Source organism: Halostagnicola sp. A56, assembly GCF_000691505.1.
Classification (GTDB): Archaea; Halobacteriota; Halobacteria; order Halobacteriales; family Natrialbaceae; genus Halostagnicola.
On record NZ_JMIP02000019.1, the window covers coordinates 63,492 to 78,306 of the forward strand.

Here is a 14,815-nt window from a genome sequence, read left to right on the forward strand (position 1 = left end):
GTATGGCCGCGTAAATAGGTCTTTCCGACTCCGACGACAGTACTTATAGGAAAGTCATCCAAAGCAGAACGTATGATCGATACCCGCGGTTCCATCGAAGTCGAAACCCTGTTGAAAATCGTGCTCGCGCTGCTTGCCGTCTGGCTCGTGCTCTCGATCGTCAGCATGGTCGTGGGCTGGCTGCAGGCGATCCTTCCGATCTTGCTGTTAGGTACTATTGTGCTAATCGTCCTCTGGTATTTCGACGTCGTCTGAGCCTTTCAGCGACCGATCGAAGAGACTCGAACCGAACACTGATACGACGCCGAATCCAACCCGCAGACCACGTGTACAGCGTCAACGTCCCCGTTCCCGGCGAGGCTCGAGCGCTCGCAACGGAACTCTATCCGTCGCTTCGGGCCTTCGAGACGGTCCGCGAGAACCACTCGATGGTCCTCAAGCGACTCGGCGACGACGGCCACATCTCACAGCTCCAACACCGGTTCAACCGCACACTCGAGGGGACGGCCCCTATCGAAGCACGGATTACGGGAATCGACTACTTTTCCGACCCGCCGCTTGGAACCGCTCCCGTCGTCTATCTGGCCGTCGACAGCCCCGGCCTCGAGTCGATCCACCGCGAGTTGCTCGAGGAGTTTCCGCCCGTCGACGAACTCGAGGGGCCTGACTACGTTCCACATATCACGCTCGCTCGAGGCGGATCCGAACGGGATGCAAAACGGCTCGCGTCCCGTGATATCGAGCCGATCGCGTGGACGGTCGACGGCCTCGAGTTCTGGAACGGGACGGAGAAAGTACCGGTGAGTCGGATCGCCCTGTCGAAGTGATGGATCGGCAGGTCGAGTTCGCCAGCGAGACGGGGCGAGGCGAGGCGAAAACAGCCAGAAATTATTACACGTCGGTCTCGGAATCACTCACCATGCACAGACGAGCGTTTCTGGCGATCGCGACGATCACCCCACTCGCGGGGTGTGCAAGCGTCCTGGGAGGCGGCGGCGTCGATACCACGTTAGACGACGAGACGCGGGCCGAGTTCCGGGCCGAGGAGGGAACTGAACTGACCGCCACCGTCGACGTACAGAAAATCGCAGAGACCGGTGAAGGAACGGACGAGGACCCGGACGTCGAACGAGACTCGATCGGGTTCCAGATACAACACGAGGAGGAGGGACCGATCGAGACCTGGAGCGTCAAGGATTCTGAGACGTTCGACGTGACGGTCGAGAACGGCGGTATCCATTATGCGGTCGTCATGAGCGGCACCGCCGACGTAACCGTCGAGTGGTAGCGAGTAAGACCCACGAGAAGCGCACTCGAGCGCCACAGAACCGAGCTACGGCTCCGGCGGATCGCCGTCGTACCGGTCGTGATCCGCGTAGAAGTTCAACATCGCGAACTTGAGTTTCTCGGGGTCGATATCGATCAGTTCCTCGCGCTCCTCGATCGGGAACGTGCTGTTGACGCTGTACTTGCCGAGATCCGACTTCACTCGAGCGGAGTACCGCCGGTCGAGGATGGCCCGAACGCCGACGTCTTCGGGCGAACGGATCACCCGGCCGAGCGCCTGTCTCGTCTTTCTGACGGTCGGGATTTCGACGGCGTAGCGCCAGCCCGTGTCGGTGCCGTCGAAGGCTGCGTCGTAGGCCTCTTGGACCGCTTCGGCGCGGTCGTCGAGATGGGGGTAGGGCACCCCGACGACGAGGACCGTCGTGGCATCGTCGCCGTCGAAGCTCACCCCTTCAGCAAGGGTTCCCCACAGCGAGGTACACAACACGGCGTCCTCGTCAGCGACGAACTCCCGGCGTAGCTCTTCGACCGACACGCCCGGTTCGTCGCTGTAGACCGACGCGGCGGGGGATCGGGTCTCGAGTCGATCGGCGTACCGCGTCGCCTCGCCGTAGTTGGGGAAGAACGCGAGTGTGTTTCCGGGGGTGAGCCGAACCGCGTCGTCGATCGCGTCGGTGACCGCCGCCTGAACGTCTGGGTCGTCCCGATCCGAGGAGAAAAGCGGCGGCGTTTCGACGGCGTACGTTCGGCGATTCTCCGCGGGGAACTGGAGGCCGTATGCCATGGTCACGGGTTCGGAGAGGCCGAGAACGTCCTCCGTGACGTCGAAGGGCTGGAGCGTCGCGCTCATCAGCACCGTCGAGTGGACCTCCTCGAACAGTTCGCCGGTCACCTGTCGTGGGAGGCAACTGTAGAGTTCGGCGCGGCCGTATACCTCGTCAGTTCCCGCGTCTCGGCGAACCGATACGACCGGATACAGCCCCTGACTCGTTCCCTCGTCCATCCACGCGCTGACGAACTGAGCGGCCTGTAAGGTCTGACACTCGGTGCGGGTCGCGGTCTCTCCCTCCCGATACTCCTCCTCGTACTGCTCGTCGAGTCGTTTGCCGAGTTTTAACGCGGCCTCGAGATCCGAGTCGATGCCCTGGCCGGAGTATCGCTGCAGGAAGGCGATCGCAAGGTCGTCCCGGCCCTCCTCGTTGCTGATCGGGACGTCCTCCCAGTTCTCGCCGATCTGCTCTCGCCTGCCGAACCCAAACGAGTCCTCGTAGGTATCGACGAGGGCGGTCGCGAAGGCGCTGATGACGTTCGTCGCCCGGTCGGCCAGCGGATCGTCGGCGTCGGCGAGTTCGTCGAGCGCGGAGTCGAACGTTCGTTCCGTACAGGTCCGCGTCGCGTGCTCTCGAGCGGCGTCCTCGACGTTGTGGGCTTCGTCGAAGACCGCGATGACGTCGGAGGGATCGCGTCCGAGCCAGCGGAAAAACTGCTCGCGGATGCCCGAATCCAGCAGGTGGTGGTAGTTACAGACGACCAGATCGACGCCCTCGATTCCCTCCTTGAGGAGTTCGTAGCCACAGAGTTTTCGCTCGTCGGCGTACTCGTAGATTTGGTCGGGCGTGCGCACGTCCTCGAAGAGCCAGCCGAAGAACTCGTCGGTGTTCTCGGTGAGGTTGTTGTGGTAGTACTCACAGACGTTCTGGTCGTCTAAATCCTCGAGATCGTCCTCGAGTTCCTCGAGTTCGTCCATCACCGCGCTCCGGGCTTCGGCCGCGCTGGAGTCTCCCTCCCGACTCTCTGCTAAGAGTTCGCGCTGACGTTGCTCGAGTTGGTCGCGGTCGCGTTCGGTTTCGACGAGCGATCGGGTGTTATCACGAAGGGCCTGACACTCCTCGTAGCCGACATCGATATGACACATCGAGGACTTGCCCTTGAAAACGATCGTTCGAATCGACTCCTCGCGGGAGATCGCCCGCGCCTCGGCGACGAACTGACGCATCTGCTGGTGGACGTTCGTCGTGATGACGACCGTCTTGTCCTGCTCGCGGGCGACCTCGAGGGCCGGCACGAGCGAGGACAGCGTCTTGCCCGTTCCGCAGGCCCCCTCGAAGAGGACGTTCTGACCGCGAACCAGCGAGTTGTACATCCGCTCCATCGCCTCACCCTGGTTTTCGTACGGCTCTTCGTAGGGGAAAAAGCGCATGTACCCGTCAGTCTCGGCCACGGTGAGTGATTCGTTCCTCCCGCGATAAAAGGATTCGTCTCGACCCGGCGTACGCACGCATCAACCATACTACCTCGCCGTGCCGAGAGCAACCGATGCCAATCCCCGGCTACGATCCGACCGACGTACACGAGATCACACTCGAGTACCAGGACGACCCCCCGACAGTGCTCGACTCGAGCAGTCACGAGCAAAACAGCGACGAACGAACTGAGAGCGGGGAAAGCGGGGACACGGTTCGGGACCGTGCACACGTCGCGGTCGTCGCCGATCGAGTCCCCGACTCGGTTTCCGTTCGCGAGAGCGATCTGCCAGCGCCGGCCGACGCGCTCACCGAGCCGATCGAACTCGTCGGATTCGAGGTGATCGACGGACTCGAGGCGATCCAGCTCACGCTCGCGTACGATCCCGCGGCACTGCCGCCGGGAGCGAGCCCGACGGACGTCGCGGTCGGCTTCCAGACGCGAACGGAGTGCGAACAGGTCCCCTCGGCGGTGGACCTAGAGCGGACGACTGTCACCGCGATTCTAACTGAACCGCCTGCGTGGGGCACGGTCGTTGCGGTCCACGCGGTCGACGACGAGGAGTTAGTGGGCCGAATCGAGTGATCGGCTGGCCACGGGTGTCCGGCTGACCGCACCTACGGACGGACAAACGAAAGGTTCGTCCGGTCCGAGGCGATATCGGTCGTATGATCGCGATTCTCTCCGACACCCACAGCACCGGTGGCCACCGGCTCGAGGGCGCGCCGCTCGAGGCGGTTCGCGACGCGTCGGCCGTCCTCCATGCCGGCGACTTCACGAGCGCGATGGCGCTCGAGGCGTTCCAGTCCGAGTGTGACCTGCTGTACGCCGTTCACGGCAACGCCGACTCGGTCGCGGTCCGCGATCGGCTTCCAACCGCCCGAACGGTCGAACACGACGGCCTCCGAATCGCAATGACACACCGTCGAGACGGCGGTGAGACGGGCCTCGCGATGTTCGGTCGGTCGCGGGACGCAGACGTCGTCGTCTCCGGACACACCCACCGGCCGGCGGTCGTCGAGACGGACGACGTACTGCTTCTCAATCCCGGCAGCCACGCCGATCCGCGCGGGAACACGCCCGGATTCGCGACTGTCGAAGTCGAATCTGGCTCGTTCGAAGGACAGTTGCTCGCGACCGACGGGACCGTTCTCGAGACGTTTCGCGGGCAAATACAGCGATAGGCCGGGGTACCGAGATTACGCCAGCAACGCGTGAATAGTGAACGTCAGACGCGCGCGGAATCGGCCCGCGCCAGCGGGGACCACATGGATCGATCGGGTCGACAGCGATCCAGTCGGACACGGAATCCGGTCCGACGGATCGAAAGCGGTGGGCGAATGGTGTTGGCCGGTCGCGTGCCGGCCAGGACCAGCGGGCAGCGCCCCGGTCTCGAGAGGGTCGACGGCGTGGAGGGCAGGCGACCGGGACAAGAACACCTACATCTCGGACCGGGAAATACCCACGCTAAGCTAAAACCGCCATTTTAGTTTGTGGATCCGCTCGAGCGGGCGATCTGAACCGAGAGCAGCGAACCGCGATCATATCACTCCGATCGCGGTCGAAACGATTTTGCAACGCCGCTTCGTATGGCTCGCCAATGCTGGACCTGCTCCCCGACGACCCGGTCATCATCGTGGTGGTCGTGATACTGCTGTCGCTTATCTTCTTCTCGTACCTGCTGGTCCGCCGGACCATCCTCGAGTTCCGAGAGGGGATGGACGGCGATCGGTAAGTCGATCACGAACTCGCCCCCGCGACAGACGCTCGGTCGACCGCTGTCTTCTCTCGGTCGAGCGCAGTTCTGCCGCTCAGCAAATCGGCTTCGTCAACCAAATCGGCTTCGTCACTCGGTCTGAACGGTCGACAACGACGAAGATCGGTGAGGTTACTTCACCGACAGATTCATTTCGGTGTCACGTCTGCGATGGACTGAATGGTCCCCACTCCAACCGAACCGGGCGAATACGCGACCGATCCCGACGAGAGCCCGAACGGGTTCTGGTGGCACGTCGGCCGAATCACGGATCGACTGGACGACTTGGCGGTGTTCGCGCTGGTTCCGCTCCTGACGGCGCTTTTGAACGTTTCCAGTGTTGGACGGACGCTCGCGCCGAACCGGGGATTTTCGATCAATCTCGAGTTCGCCTTCCCGTCGCCGCTACTCGACCTCTGGTCGCTTGCCACTCCGCCGGAACCCGCCCCTGCGAGCACGGGCGGCGTGTATGGATCGCCCGCGACGGGCCCGACGAGTCCAACCGGTGGGAGCGGGTTCAGTGGTGGCGGCCCGACACCGGGCGGCACCGATCTGACCGTCGACACGCCGTTCGGTATCGTGGCCGGTTCGCTCGAGTCGGTCGGCCTCGCCATCGTGCCGCTCATTATTATCGGAGCGATCGTCTACGTCGTCTTCCTCGGCGTACTCGAGGCGATCTACGTCGGCGGACTCGACAGGCGACTCGAGCACGAGCGGATCGAACCCGTCGCCTGCGTCCTGCGGTACGCGCCGCGACTCGTCCTCTATAATCTCCTCATCGTCGGTGGATTCGCAGTACTGGTCCCGGTTTTGCTCGTCGCACCGCCCCTGTTGCTCCTCGCGTTCCCCGTACTGATCCTGGTCGCGTATCTCTTCTACGCCGTCCCGTTCCTGTTCATCGTGGACGACGCCCGTTTTCTCGAGGCCTTCCGCCAGTCCCACAGGATGGCGATCGATGGCGGCGCGTACTTCTGGTTCGCAGTCTGGCACGCCGTGACCGCCGTCGTCGCCTCGATCATCCTTTCGATTCTGGTGAGCATCGGCGGGCCGGTCGGATTACTCGTCGCGCTCGGTTTCGCGACCCCGCTCGGACTCGTGTTGACCGCGGCGACGGTGTCCTTCCTCCGCGAACTGGTCGAACTCGAGGGACAGCGATGGACGATGTAGCGAATCGAGTGGGGTGATCCGCCGCAGTGGGTTTTCGAATCGGCGAGACCGTCGCTGATAGTCACTTCCGAAACCAACCGGATCACAAACCGTTTTTCATGGCCGGGTCCGACTACCCGGGTATGGACCCACGCATTCGCGAACACGCCGAAATCATCGCCAACCACTCCGTCGACATGGAGGCAGGCGACAACGTCGTCATCGACGCCCACCCCGTCGCCGAAGACCTCGTCGTCGCCCTCCACGAGGTGATCGGCGACATCGGCGCGAATCCCGTCGCGACGAGTCAGCGAACCGGTACCCGAAACCGACGTGCATATCTGAAAGCCACGGGAGCCGACCTCGAAGACGACGAGTTCGAAACGCCCGAACACGAACAAGCGCTCATCGAGAACACGGACGTCTACATCGCCATCCGAGCCAGCGATAACGTCACCCAGACAAGCGACGTCGACCCGGAGGTCAGCGCCGCCTACCGGCAATCCCAGCGCCCAATTCTCGAGGAGCGACTCTCGAAGCGCTGGTGTCTCACGCAGTATCCCGCACCCGCCAACGCCCAGCTCGCGGAGATGAGCACCGAAGCCTACGAGAACTACGTCTGGGACGCCGTCAACAAGGACTGGGAGGAAGTCCGCGAACACCAACAGCAGATGGTCGAGATCCTCGATCCCGCCGACGAGGTTCGCATCGTCAGCGGCGACACCACCGACGTGACGATGTCCGTCGAAGGCAACCCGACGATCAACGACTACGGGGAGAACAACCTGCCCGGCGGCGAGGTCTTCACCGCACCCGTCCCCGACAGCGTCGACGGTGAGGTACTGTTCGACATGCCGCTGTACCACCAGGGCCGAGAGATCACGGACGCGTCTCTCGAGTTCGAGGACGGCGAGGTCGTCTCCCACTCGGCCGAAAAGAACGAAGAGACGCTGACCGAAGTGCTCGAGACCGACGACGGGGCCCGGCGACTCGGCGAACTGGGTATCGGAATGAACCGCGATATCGACCAGTTCACCTACAACATGCTGTTCGACGAGAAGATGGGCGACACCGTCCACATGGCCGTCGGCCGGGCCTACGACGACACCGTCGGCGAGGACAACGAACAGAACGATTCCGCGGTCCACGTCGATATGATCGTGGACATGAGCGAGGATTCGTTCATCGAAGTCGATGGTGAGGTCGTTCAAGAGAACGGGACGTTCGTCTTCGAGGAATAACGACTGCGACGAACGGAGTGAGGCGCAGCTTTTTCATCGAAGGTTTTGCGTGAGCGGTTGTCGAAGACAACCCGAACGGAAAAAGTTCGGAGTGATTCGTTCATCGAAGTCGATGATGAGGTCGTTCAAGAGAACGGAACGTTCGTCTTCGAGGAATAACGACTGCGACGAACGGAGTGAGGCGCAGCTTTTTCATCGAAGGTTTTGCGTGAGCGGTTCCGAGCGGACCGCTCGAGCTACTGCGTGTTCGTCATCCCGCCGTCGACGACGAGCGATTCGCCGGTGACGTAATCAGAGAGGTCACTTGCGAGGTACAACGCGGCGTCGGCGACGTCCTCGGGTTGGCCCGCGCGCCTCGAGGGAATCGCTTGTACGAACCCCTCCTCGGCGTCGGTCCCCATAATTTCGACATCGTCGGTCGTCATCGTGGTCTCGATCAGGCCGGGATGGATGGCGTTGACGCGAATTCCCTCCGGGCCGAGGTTCGACGCCATCGCGTAAGTCAGCAGGCGAACCGCACCCTTGGTTCCACAGTAGGTGATGTAATCGGCCGACCCCTCGAGTCCTGCGACCGACGAGAGGTTGATGATCGACCCGCCGTCGGCGTCAACCATTCGCTTGGCCGCCGCCTGCGCTCCGAAGAAGGTTCCCTTGACGTTGATGTCCATCATCCGATCGTAGGTCTCCTCGTCGATCTCGAGGAACTCGTCCTCGTGGAAGATCCCCGCGTTGTTCACCATGATGTCCACCCCGCCGTACTCCTCGGCGGCGTCGACGGCGTCCTCGAGGTCCGATCGACTCGTCACGTCGCACTCGACGTAGGTCGCGCTGGCGTCCGTTTCGGCATCGATCAGTTCGTGCGTGGGTTCACCGCCCTCCCGCGGTTCCTCCTGAATATCCGCGATCACGATATCGGCCCCTTCGCTCGCGAATCGCCGAGCCATCGCTCGGCCGTTCCCACTCGATGCGCCGGTGAGTACCGCAACGCGGTCTTCGAGCATTGGTGACATTGCACCGAGACGGACCACGAGTACACTAATAAAATCGAGCGGGGAGTATCACCTCGAGCAACGGACCTGTGGCTGCTCGTAACGGGGACCCACTCGAGATTCGCCTCGCTCAGTCCGCCCCACTGTACTCGAACCGGTCCAGAATAGTGCTCCGGTCGTTCGCGTTCCAGACGACCTGGATCTCGCCACCGTCCGAATCGAGCCCGCCATCCGAGTCCTCGGCGAGCGTGATCGAATCGCCGGTCGAGGTTGAGTTATCCCACGAGTTGTCCTCGACGCCGCCGCTGTCGTCGTCCGTCATCGCGGACAGTTCCTCGGTCATTCCGCTTCCAGTGATCGTCACCCCCGCGGCATCGAAGTCGTCACCGCCACCGTGGGCGATCGTCACCGTCTCGTTGTGTTCTTGAAACTCGAGGTTGACCGTCGGCTGTGACGGCTGGTCGGGGATCATTCCCATGACGAGCCCGCCGATAATCGCAGCCATAATCACGGTGATTCCGACCATGAGGACGATGCCGATAACGGGGCTCACTGCGCGCTCGTTCGACGATTCCGCTCGCTCGAGTGAAAGTGCGTTCAGATCCATTGGTGGAACAGCCTGCGAACTGACGGCGTTGCGAGCGCGAGTGCGGTTGTCGATCGCAAAGGTGCTCGAGATCGATGGTCGACGATGGCTCGCGAGTCCGTCCGGTTCGACCAGTGCTGTGGAAGCCTCCTTCGTTTTCTATTAAAAACTCTCGCGTGTGCTCACCGCTGGGGGGCGAGTCTCGAGGACGTTCGCTTCCACAACACGATCGAAACCCCAACAGGTCGGCGCGAGTTCAGATTCTACATGATCTATATTCTTTATAAAAAGAAGGAACTCAATTTATAGTACAATTTTTGAAATTGACGAACTCGGTGTATTTCCTGGTTTGCGCTCTGTACCCGCAACATCGCCCGCGTTCGGCCGTCACAACCGACAAACGACAATACTTTTCCATCGGGGTCCGAAACGACAGGTATGGCAGACGACCTCAAGAAAGGGCTGGAGGGAGTGTTGGTCGCAGAGTCAGGGCTCAGCTCCATCGACGGCGACGTGGGTCGCCTGGTGTATCGCGGGTACACCATCGAAGACCTCGCACGCGGTGCGAGCTACGAAGAAGTCGCGTACCTGCTCTGGCACGGCACGCTTCCGGACGAGGAGGAACTCGCGGAGTTCTCCGACGCGATGGCCGCAGAGCGCGACGTAGACGACGCCATCCTCGAGACGATTCGCGCGCTCGTCGAGGCAGACGAGCGACCGATGGCGGCGATGCGAACCGCGGTTTCGATGCTCTCGTCGTCCGAACCCGAACCGAACGCGGACCCGGCGGACCGGGAGGCGTCGCTTCGGAAGGGGCGTCGGATCACGGCGAAGATTCCGACGATCCTCGCGGCGTTCGAGCGGTACCGACAGGGCGAAGAGCCGGTCGATCCCGATCCGAGTCTCGGACTCGCGGCCAATTTCCTCTACATGATGACCGGCGAGGAGCCGGACGAGGTCGCCGCCGAGACGTTCGATCAGGCGCTGATCCTCCACGCCGATCACGGGCTCAACGCCTCGACGTTCACGTCGATGGTCATCGGCTCGACCATGGCCGACATCTACTCCGCTGTCACCGGCGGGATCGGTGCCCTCTCGGGGCCCCTTCACGGCGGCGCGAACCAGGACGTCATGGAAGTCCTCATCGAAATCGACGAGAGCGGCCTCGACCCCCTCGAGTGGGTCGAGCAGGCGACCGAGGAAGGTCGGCGCATCCCCGGCTTCGGCCACCGCGTCTACAGCGTCAAGGATCCCCGAGCGAAGATCTTACAGGAGCGCAGCCGCGAACTCGCCGAGACCGGCGACTCGAAGTGGTACGACATCACCACTACCATCGAGGACTACCTCACCGACGAGAAGGGACTCGTCGAGAAGGGCATCGCGCCGAACGTCGACTTCTACTCCGGATCGGTCTACTACCAGCTGGGCATTCCGATCGATATGTACACGCCCATCTTCGCGATGAGCCGCTCGAGCGGCTGGATCGCACACGTCCTCGAGTACCAGGAGGACAACCGACTCATCCGGCCGCGCGCACGCTACACCGGCCCGGACGAACAGGAACTCGTTCCGCTTGAAGACCGATAGATCGGGTCGAAAACCGCCGCTGGTGCCGATTTTTGAAAACTGATGTTCGTCTTCGTCTACGGAACGCTCACCGACGCGACTCGAGTCGACGCCGTGCTCGACGAGACGATCCGCGGGTCCAGACCGCCCGCATACGCGGACCCCGAGTTCATCGGTGATGCGACGCTCGAGGGACTTCACCGCGTCGACGGCGCGTATCCGACGCTCGTTCCCGGCGGACGCGTTACTGGGCGAGTGCTCTCGGTCGACGAACGCGATCTCGAGGCCCTCGACGCCTACGAGGGACTTACACAGGGACTGTACGTACGAGTGAGGCTTCCGCGCGTCGAGCAGCTCGGTTCGACGGCGACGCTGCCTGCGGACGATTTCGATGTCGCGGTGTCCGACGAGCCCGGCGCCGTTCCGGCAGAGGAACTGGATCCTGAGTCGTCCGTGTGGACGTACATCGGCGATCCGGATCGGCTCGGAGTCGAATCCGAGCAGGAATCGGCGGCCCACTGGCCGGGCTCGGGACCGTTCGCCGAACGGGTTCGTCGATTTCTCGAGCGGGACCCAACCGTGGTACTGACCGACGAATGACGATCGTCTGCTCGCCGTCAGACACCAGTTTCAGGTCGCTTCCCGCTTGCGATTTCACTTTCACTTCGGAGGCATGAGATTTATATGTGCCCGGTCCTCCTGTATAGTCGCACGTCACACGCCGTGCATTCCCTGTATTCCCGTAGTGCTGTTCCCTTGTATCAGCACTACCTTCCGACACTACTCGTGAGACACATCGCGAGCGATCGACGAGCGACGACGGCCCACAGCAATCCTTACAGTTCGTCCCGAGTAGTCGGTTGTATGCTCTCACTTGAGGCGATTCTCGAGGCGCGTCCGCGGGTGCGAGAGACGTCGCGGCACACGCCGTGTGAGTACTCGCACACGTTCTCCGCGATGACGGGCGCGGAGATCCACCTGAAACTCGAAAATCAGCAGCGAACGGGGGCGTTCAAGATTCGAGGGGCGACGAACCGAATCGCGACGCTGACGCAGGCCGAGAAAGACGCGGGCGTCGTCACCGCGAGCGCGGGCAATCACGCGCAGGGCGTCGCGCTCGCCGCGACGCGAACGGGCGTCGACTCGAAGATCGTCATGCCCGAGAACGCGCCGATCGCGAAGGTCAAGGCGACGAAAAACTACGGCGCGTCGGTCGTCCTCCACGGCGTCGACTACAGCGAGGCCGCCGAACGCGCACACGAGATCGAACGCGAGGAGGACAGAACCTACCTCCACGCCTTCGACGACCCGGACGTGATGGCGGGCCAGGGAACGATCGGCCTCGAGATCCTCGAGGATTGCCCCGAAGTCGAAACCGTCGTCGTCCCGATCGGCGGCGGCGGATTGATCAGCGGAATCGCGACGGCGATCAAAGAACAGCGCCCGGACGTGCGTGTGATCGGCGTACAGGCCGAAGGGGCCTCGAGCGCGGCCAGTTCGCTCGAGAAGGGAGAGCTCGTCACGCTCGATTCGGTCGACACCGTCGCGGACGGCATCGCGACCCGCAGCATCGGCGAACAGACGTTTCCGATCATTCAAGAGCGCGTCGACGAGGTCGTCACGGTCTCAGACGCCCAGATCGCCACGGCGCTGGTGCAACTGCTCGAGCGCTCGAAGACGCTCGTCGAAGGCGCGGGTGCGGTGCCGCTCGCCGCCGTGCTCTTCGAGCGGTTCGACTACGAGGACGACGAGGTCATCGTCCCCGCGCTCTGTGGGGGCAACATCGACATGAACATGCTCTCGACGGTCATCGTCCGCGGGCTGGTCGAAACCGGCCGGTACCTCAAGATCCGAACCGTTCTCGAGGACCGACCCGGCGCGCTCGAGGACTTACTCGACATCTTCTCGGCCCACCGCGCGAACATCTACGGCATCCAGCACGACCGGACCTCGCGCGATATCAGTATGAGCGACACCGAGGTCGAAATCGACCTCGAGATGCGCGGGCACGATCACGTCGCGGAATTCCTCGAGGACCTTCGATCCGAGGGCTACGAAGTCGACGTGCTGGTGTAGGCTCGCGTGTGGGCGGCGTTTGCGCTGGCTTCGGTACGTTTAGGTCGGCTCCGGAACTTCCCTCGAGCGAGTGCACTCACGACACAAATCTGCCCTCCTCTGGGGCCTGGTCGGTTCGATGGCGTTTCTCGCCGTGTTACAGGGCTATACGCTCGCTCGAGAGCCGTTGCTTTCGATCACGCAGGCGATTCTCGTCGCCGCCGTCGTCGGCGTGATGACGGCATTGATAGCCTACGGGCTCGAGCACCGTATCGCCGAGTGGACGGCAAAACGGGTGGACGGACAATGATCGCAGGCGGGCGCGGTCACTATCGTAGTCTTTAAACGACCGACCCGGTTAGCTACGGGTGAGCCAGGATGGCCGAACGGTAAGGCGCACGCCTGGAAAGCGTGTTCCCTTTGGGATTCAGGGTTCAAATCCCTGTCCTGGCGTATTCTGTCGCGAACAAACTCGTGAGCGACAGATACCCAAAGAAGGGATTTGAATCAGGGAGGTCGCGCACAGCGAGCAACGCGAGCGAGCACGTCCGACCGTGGTTCAAATCCCTGTCCTGGCGTTTTGTCGGAATCACGACTCGCTCCGATCGTCGGTTTTTCGACAAACTCCTGTCCTGACCCCCGTTTCCACGTATTTGACGCCTAACAACCGCATCACCCGAGACTCCTCCCCCGAAATTCGTCCCGGAACAACCGTTCTTAGCAGTTCCTCGAGCAGCCACTATTCTCCTCTCCCTCTGTCGCTCGAGACCGCGTCACTGCGTGATCTCGACCGGGGAGTCGGTCGCGATCCAGCAGTCGGGGTCGTCTCGGTCTCGCAGTTCGAGCAGTCCGTCGTCACAGACCACGAGTTCGTATCGGTCGTCCATTGGAATCGTCCGTCGATCCACCGAGAACGCGTATGGTAACGGGGCGCCTACCGTCCGCTGTGAAGGTGGTATGGACCGTGTACCATCGTCCCAGAGCGTGAAACTCGGGTGGGGACGGAGGCCTCGAGCGAGGGGTTCGACCGATGGGGACCGATGAAAGGATCTTATCGATGCGCCCCGTTGGAATCGGTATGTGTGGCCGCTATACGCTCTTCGTCGATCAGGACGATCTCGAGGATCGGTTCGACGCCCGGTTCGCCGAGCCGTTCGCGCCGCGGTACAACATGGCACCGGGCCAGCGTCTGCCCGTCATCACGAACGAGGAACCGGAAACGATCCGGTCCCTCGAGTGGGGACTGGTGCCGTCGTGGGCCGACAACGATAGAGACGGGCTAATCAACGCGCGTGCGGAGACCGTCGACGAGAAACCGAGTTTTCGCGAGGCCTACGACCAGCGCCGTGCGCTGGTGCTCGCCGATGGGTTCTACGAGTGGACCGAGACCGAAGACGGCGGGAAACAGCCGTATCGAGTCGCGTTCGAGGACGATCGACCGTTCGCGATGGCGGGGCTCTGGGAGCGCTGGGAGCCGGAGACGACCCAGACCGGCCTCGAGTCGTTCGGTGGCGGCGCTGGAGACTCCGAACCCGGCGACGATGCGGGACCGCTCGAGACCTTCACGGTCGTCACGACGGAACCAAACGACCTCGTCGGCGAGTTACACCACCGAATGGCAGCGATTCTCGAACCGACGGTCGAGCGCGACTGGTTGACGGGTGCGGCGTCGACGGCGGCGCTCGAACCCCATCCGGCCGACGAGATGGTCGCCTATCCGGTTTCGACGGCGGTGAACAGTCCGGCAACCGACGAGCCGTCGCTGGTCGAGCCGGTGTGATCGACCCGGTCGATAGAATATAAAAGTAGCACGGAACCGACGACGCTCGTTCCCGGAAAGGTACGCTATTGTGTGACACACTCCCCGAGTGAATCGGGCGCAGTGGTGCGATTTCGGGATGCGACTGCGTTCGCGATCGATCGGCCCCGGTCGACACCGAGAGTG

General features: G+C 62.6%; 16 protein-coding genes and 1 tRNA gene. 14 read left to right on the plus strand and 3 right to left on the minus strand.

Features of this window, described 5'->3' with window-relative positions:
- Nucleotides 1–72: 72 nt before the first annotated feature.
- The 3 genes from EL22_RS10270 to EL22_RS10280 all read left to right on the plus strand — a co-directional run bounded on the left by EL22_RS10270 (nucleotide 73) and on the right by EL22_RS10280 (nucleotide 1,288).
- A complete protein-coding gene (locus tag EL22_RS10270; RefSeq protein ID WP_050051419.1) occupies nucleotides 73–255 on the plus strand; it encodes a hypothetical protein in 183 nt (60 codons plus the stop codon).
- A gap of 71 nt (nucleotides 256–326) precedes the next feature.
- Nucleotides 327–827, plus strand: coding sequence for a 2'-5' RNA ligase family protein (locus EL22_RS10275; protein ID WP_050051420.1), 501 nt, complete (start codon nucleotides 327–329; stop codon nucleotides 825–827).
- Nucleotides 827–1,288, plus strand: coding sequence for a hypothetical protein (locus tag EL22_RS10280; RefSeq protein ID WP_231587926.1), 462 nt, complete (start codon nucleotides 827–829; stop codon nucleotides 1,286–1,288). The genes EL22_RS10275 and EL22_RS10280 overlap by 1 nt, the downstream gene beginning before the upstream one ends.
- A gap of 45 nt (nucleotides 1,289–1,333) precedes the next feature.
- Here EL22_RS10280 and EL22_RS10285 read toward each other — a convergent pair whose 3' ends face one another.
- Nucleotides 1,334–3,508: an ATP-dependent DNA helicase gene (locus EL22_RS10285; protein ID WP_050051421.1), complete on the minus strand. Its 2,175-nt coding sequence runs from the start codon at nucleotides 3,506–3,508 to the stop codon at nucleotides 1,334–1,336.
- Between the two features lie 95 nt (nucleotides 3,509–3,603).
- On the opposite strand from EL22_RS10285, the gene EL22_RS10290 reads away from it, so the two are divergent.
- The 5 genes from EL22_RS10290 (at nucleotide 3,604) to EL22_RS10305 (ending at nucleotide 7,674) form a co-directional block, all read left to right on the plus strand.
- The gene (locus EL22_RS10290; protein ID WP_050051422.1) at nucleotides 3,604–4,116 is read left to right on the plus strand and encodes a hypothetical protein; all 513 of its coding nucleotides are present in this window, start codon (nucleotides 3,604–3,606) and stop codon (nucleotides 4,114–4,116) included.
- A gap of 83 nt (nucleotides 4,117–4,199) precedes the next feature.
- The gene (locus EL22_RS10295) at nucleotides 4,200–4,715 is read left to right on the plus strand and encodes a metallophosphoesterase (protein ID WP_050051423.1); all 516 of its coding nucleotides are present in this window, start codon (nucleotides 4,200–4,202) and stop codon (nucleotides 4,713–4,715) included.
- Between the two features lie 416 nt (nucleotides 4,716–5,131).
- Nucleotides 5,132–5,266, plus strand: coding sequence for a hypothetical protein (locus EL22_RS18990; protein WP_255349668.1), 135 nt, complete (start codon nucleotides 5,132–5,134; stop codon nucleotides 5,264–5,266).
- Between the two features lie 201 nt (nucleotides 5,267–5,467).
- Nucleotides 5,468–6,454: a hypothetical protein gene (locus tag EL22_RS10300; protein WP_050051424.1), complete on the plus strand. Its 987-nt coding sequence runs from the start codon at nucleotides 5,468–5,470 to the stop codon at nucleotides 6,452–6,454.
- A 122-nt stretch (nucleotides 6,455–6,576) separates the two neighbouring features.
- Nucleotides 6,577–7,674: an aminopeptidase gene (locus EL22_RS10305; RefSeq protein WP_050051553.1), complete on the plus strand. Its 1,098-nt coding sequence runs from the start codon at nucleotides 6,577–6,579 to the stop codon at nucleotides 7,672–7,674.
- Between the two features lie 236 nt (nucleotides 7,675–7,910).
- Here EL22_RS10305 and EL22_RS10310 read toward each other — a convergent pair whose 3' ends face one another.
- Nucleotides 7,911–8,684: an SDR family oxidoreductase gene (locus EL22_RS10310; protein WP_050051425.1), complete on the minus strand. Its 774-nt coding sequence runs from the start codon at nucleotides 8,682–8,684 to the stop codon at nucleotides 7,911–7,913.
- 109 nt (nucleotides 8,685–8,793) lie between these two features.
- Nucleotides 8,794–9,270, minus strand: a complete 477-nt coding sequence (locus EL22_RS10315) for a type IV pilin (RefSeq protein WP_050051426.1) — start codon at nucleotides 9,268–9,270, stop codon at nucleotides 8,794–8,796.
- A gap of 417 nt (nucleotides 9,271–9,687) precedes the next feature.
- Between EL22_RS10315 and citZ the strand changes: the two genes are divergently transcribed.
- The 6 genes from citZ (at nucleotide 9,688) to EL22_RS10350 (ending at nucleotide 14,650) form a co-directional block, all read left to right on the plus strand.
- Entirely contained in the window at nucleotides 9,688–10,836 is a 1,149-nt protein-coding gene (gene citZ, locus EL22_RS10325; protein ID WP_050051428.1) for a citrate synthase, read from the plus strand.
- A 42-nt stretch (nucleotides 10,837–10,878) separates the two neighbouring features.
- Nucleotides 10,879–11,415 carry a gamma-glutamylcyclotransferase gene (locus EL22_RS10330; protein ID WP_050051429.1) on the plus strand — a complete coding sequence of 179 codons (537 nt, stop codon included), beginning with the start codon at nucleotides 10,879–10,881 and terminating at the stop codon, nucleotides 11,413–11,415.
- Between the two features lie 264 nt (nucleotides 11,416–11,679).
- Nucleotides 11,680–12,891: a threonine ammonia-lyase gene (gene ilvA / locus EL22_RS10335; protein ID WP_050051430.1), complete on the plus strand. Its 1,212-nt coding sequence runs from the start codon at nucleotides 11,680–11,682 to the stop codon at nucleotides 12,889–12,891.
- Between the two features lie 70 nt (nucleotides 12,892–12,961).
- Complete coding sequence (locus EL22_RS10340) at nucleotides 12,962–13,180, plus strand: hypothetical protein (protein WP_050051431.1); 219 nt, start codon at nucleotides 12,962–12,964, stop codon at nucleotides 13,178–13,180.
- 62 nt (nucleotides 13,181–13,242) lie between these two features.
- A tRNA-Ser gene (locus EL22_RS10345) sits at nucleotides 13,243–13,323 on the plus strand.
- A 625-nt stretch (nucleotides 13,324–13,948) separates the two neighbouring features.
- A complete protein-coding gene (locus EL22_RS10350; protein WP_050051432.1) occupies nucleotides 13,949–14,650 on the plus strand; it encodes an SOS response-associated peptidase in 702 nt (233 codons plus the stop codon).
- Nucleotides 14,651–14,815 lie beyond the last annotated feature (165 nt).

What these genes read in the sequence shown, in the direction of transcription:
- EL22_RS10270 (WP_050051419.1), top strand. Translation starts at nt 73, where the DNA reads ATGATCGATACCCGCGGTTCCATCGAAGTCGAAACCCTGTTGAAAATC.
- EL22_RS10280 (WP_231587926.1), top strand. Translation starts at nt 827, where the DNA reads ATGGATCGGCAGGTCGAGTTCGCCAGCGAGACGGGGCGAGGCGAGGCG.
- EL22_RS10290 (WP_050051422.1), top strand. Translation starts at nt 3,604, where the DNA reads ATGCCAATCCCCGGCTACGATCCGACCGACGTACACGAGATCACACTC.
- EL22_RS10295 (WP_050051423.1), top strand. Translation starts at nt 4,200, where the DNA reads ATGATCGCGATTCTCTCCGACACCCACAGCACCGGTGGCCACCGGCTC.
- EL22_RS18990 (WP_255349668.1), top strand. Translation starts at nt 5,132, where the DNA reads ATGCTGGACCTGCTCCCCGACGACCCGGTCATCATCGTGGTGGTCGTG.
- EL22_RS10300 (WP_050051424.1), top strand. Translation starts at nt 5,468, where the DNA reads ATGGTCCCCACTCCAACCGAACCGGGCGAATACGCGACCGATCCCGAC.
- EL22_RS10305 (WP_050051553.1), top strand. Translation starts at nt 6,577, where the DNA reads ATGGACCCACGCATTCGCGAACACGCCGAAATCATCGCCAACCACTCC.
- EL22_RS10310 (WP_050051425.1), bottom strand. Translation starts at nt 8,684, where the DNA reads ATGTCACCAATGCTCGAAGACCGCGTTGCGGTACTCACCGGCGCATCG.
- EL22_RS10315 (WP_050051426.1), bottom strand. Translation starts at nt 9,270, where the DNA reads ATGGATCTGAACGCACTTTCACTCGAGCGAGCGGAATCGTCGAACGAG.
- citZ (WP_050051428.1), top strand. Translation starts at nt 9,688, where the DNA reads ATGGCAGACGACCTCAAGAAAGGGCTGGAGGGAGTGTTGGTCGCAGAG.
- EL22_RS10330 (WP_050051429.1), top strand. Translation starts at nt 10,879, where the DNA reads ATGTTCGTCTTCGTCTACGGAACGCTCACCGACGCGACTCGAGTCGAC.
- ilvA (WP_050051430.1), top strand. Translation starts at nt 11,680, where the DNA reads ATGCTCTCACTTGAGGCGATTCTCGAGGCGCGTCCGCGGGTGCGAGAG.
- EL22_RS10350 (WP_050051432.1), top strand. Translation starts at nt 13,949, where the DNA reads ATGTGTGGCCGCTATACGCTCTTCGTCGATCAGGACGATCTCGAGGAT.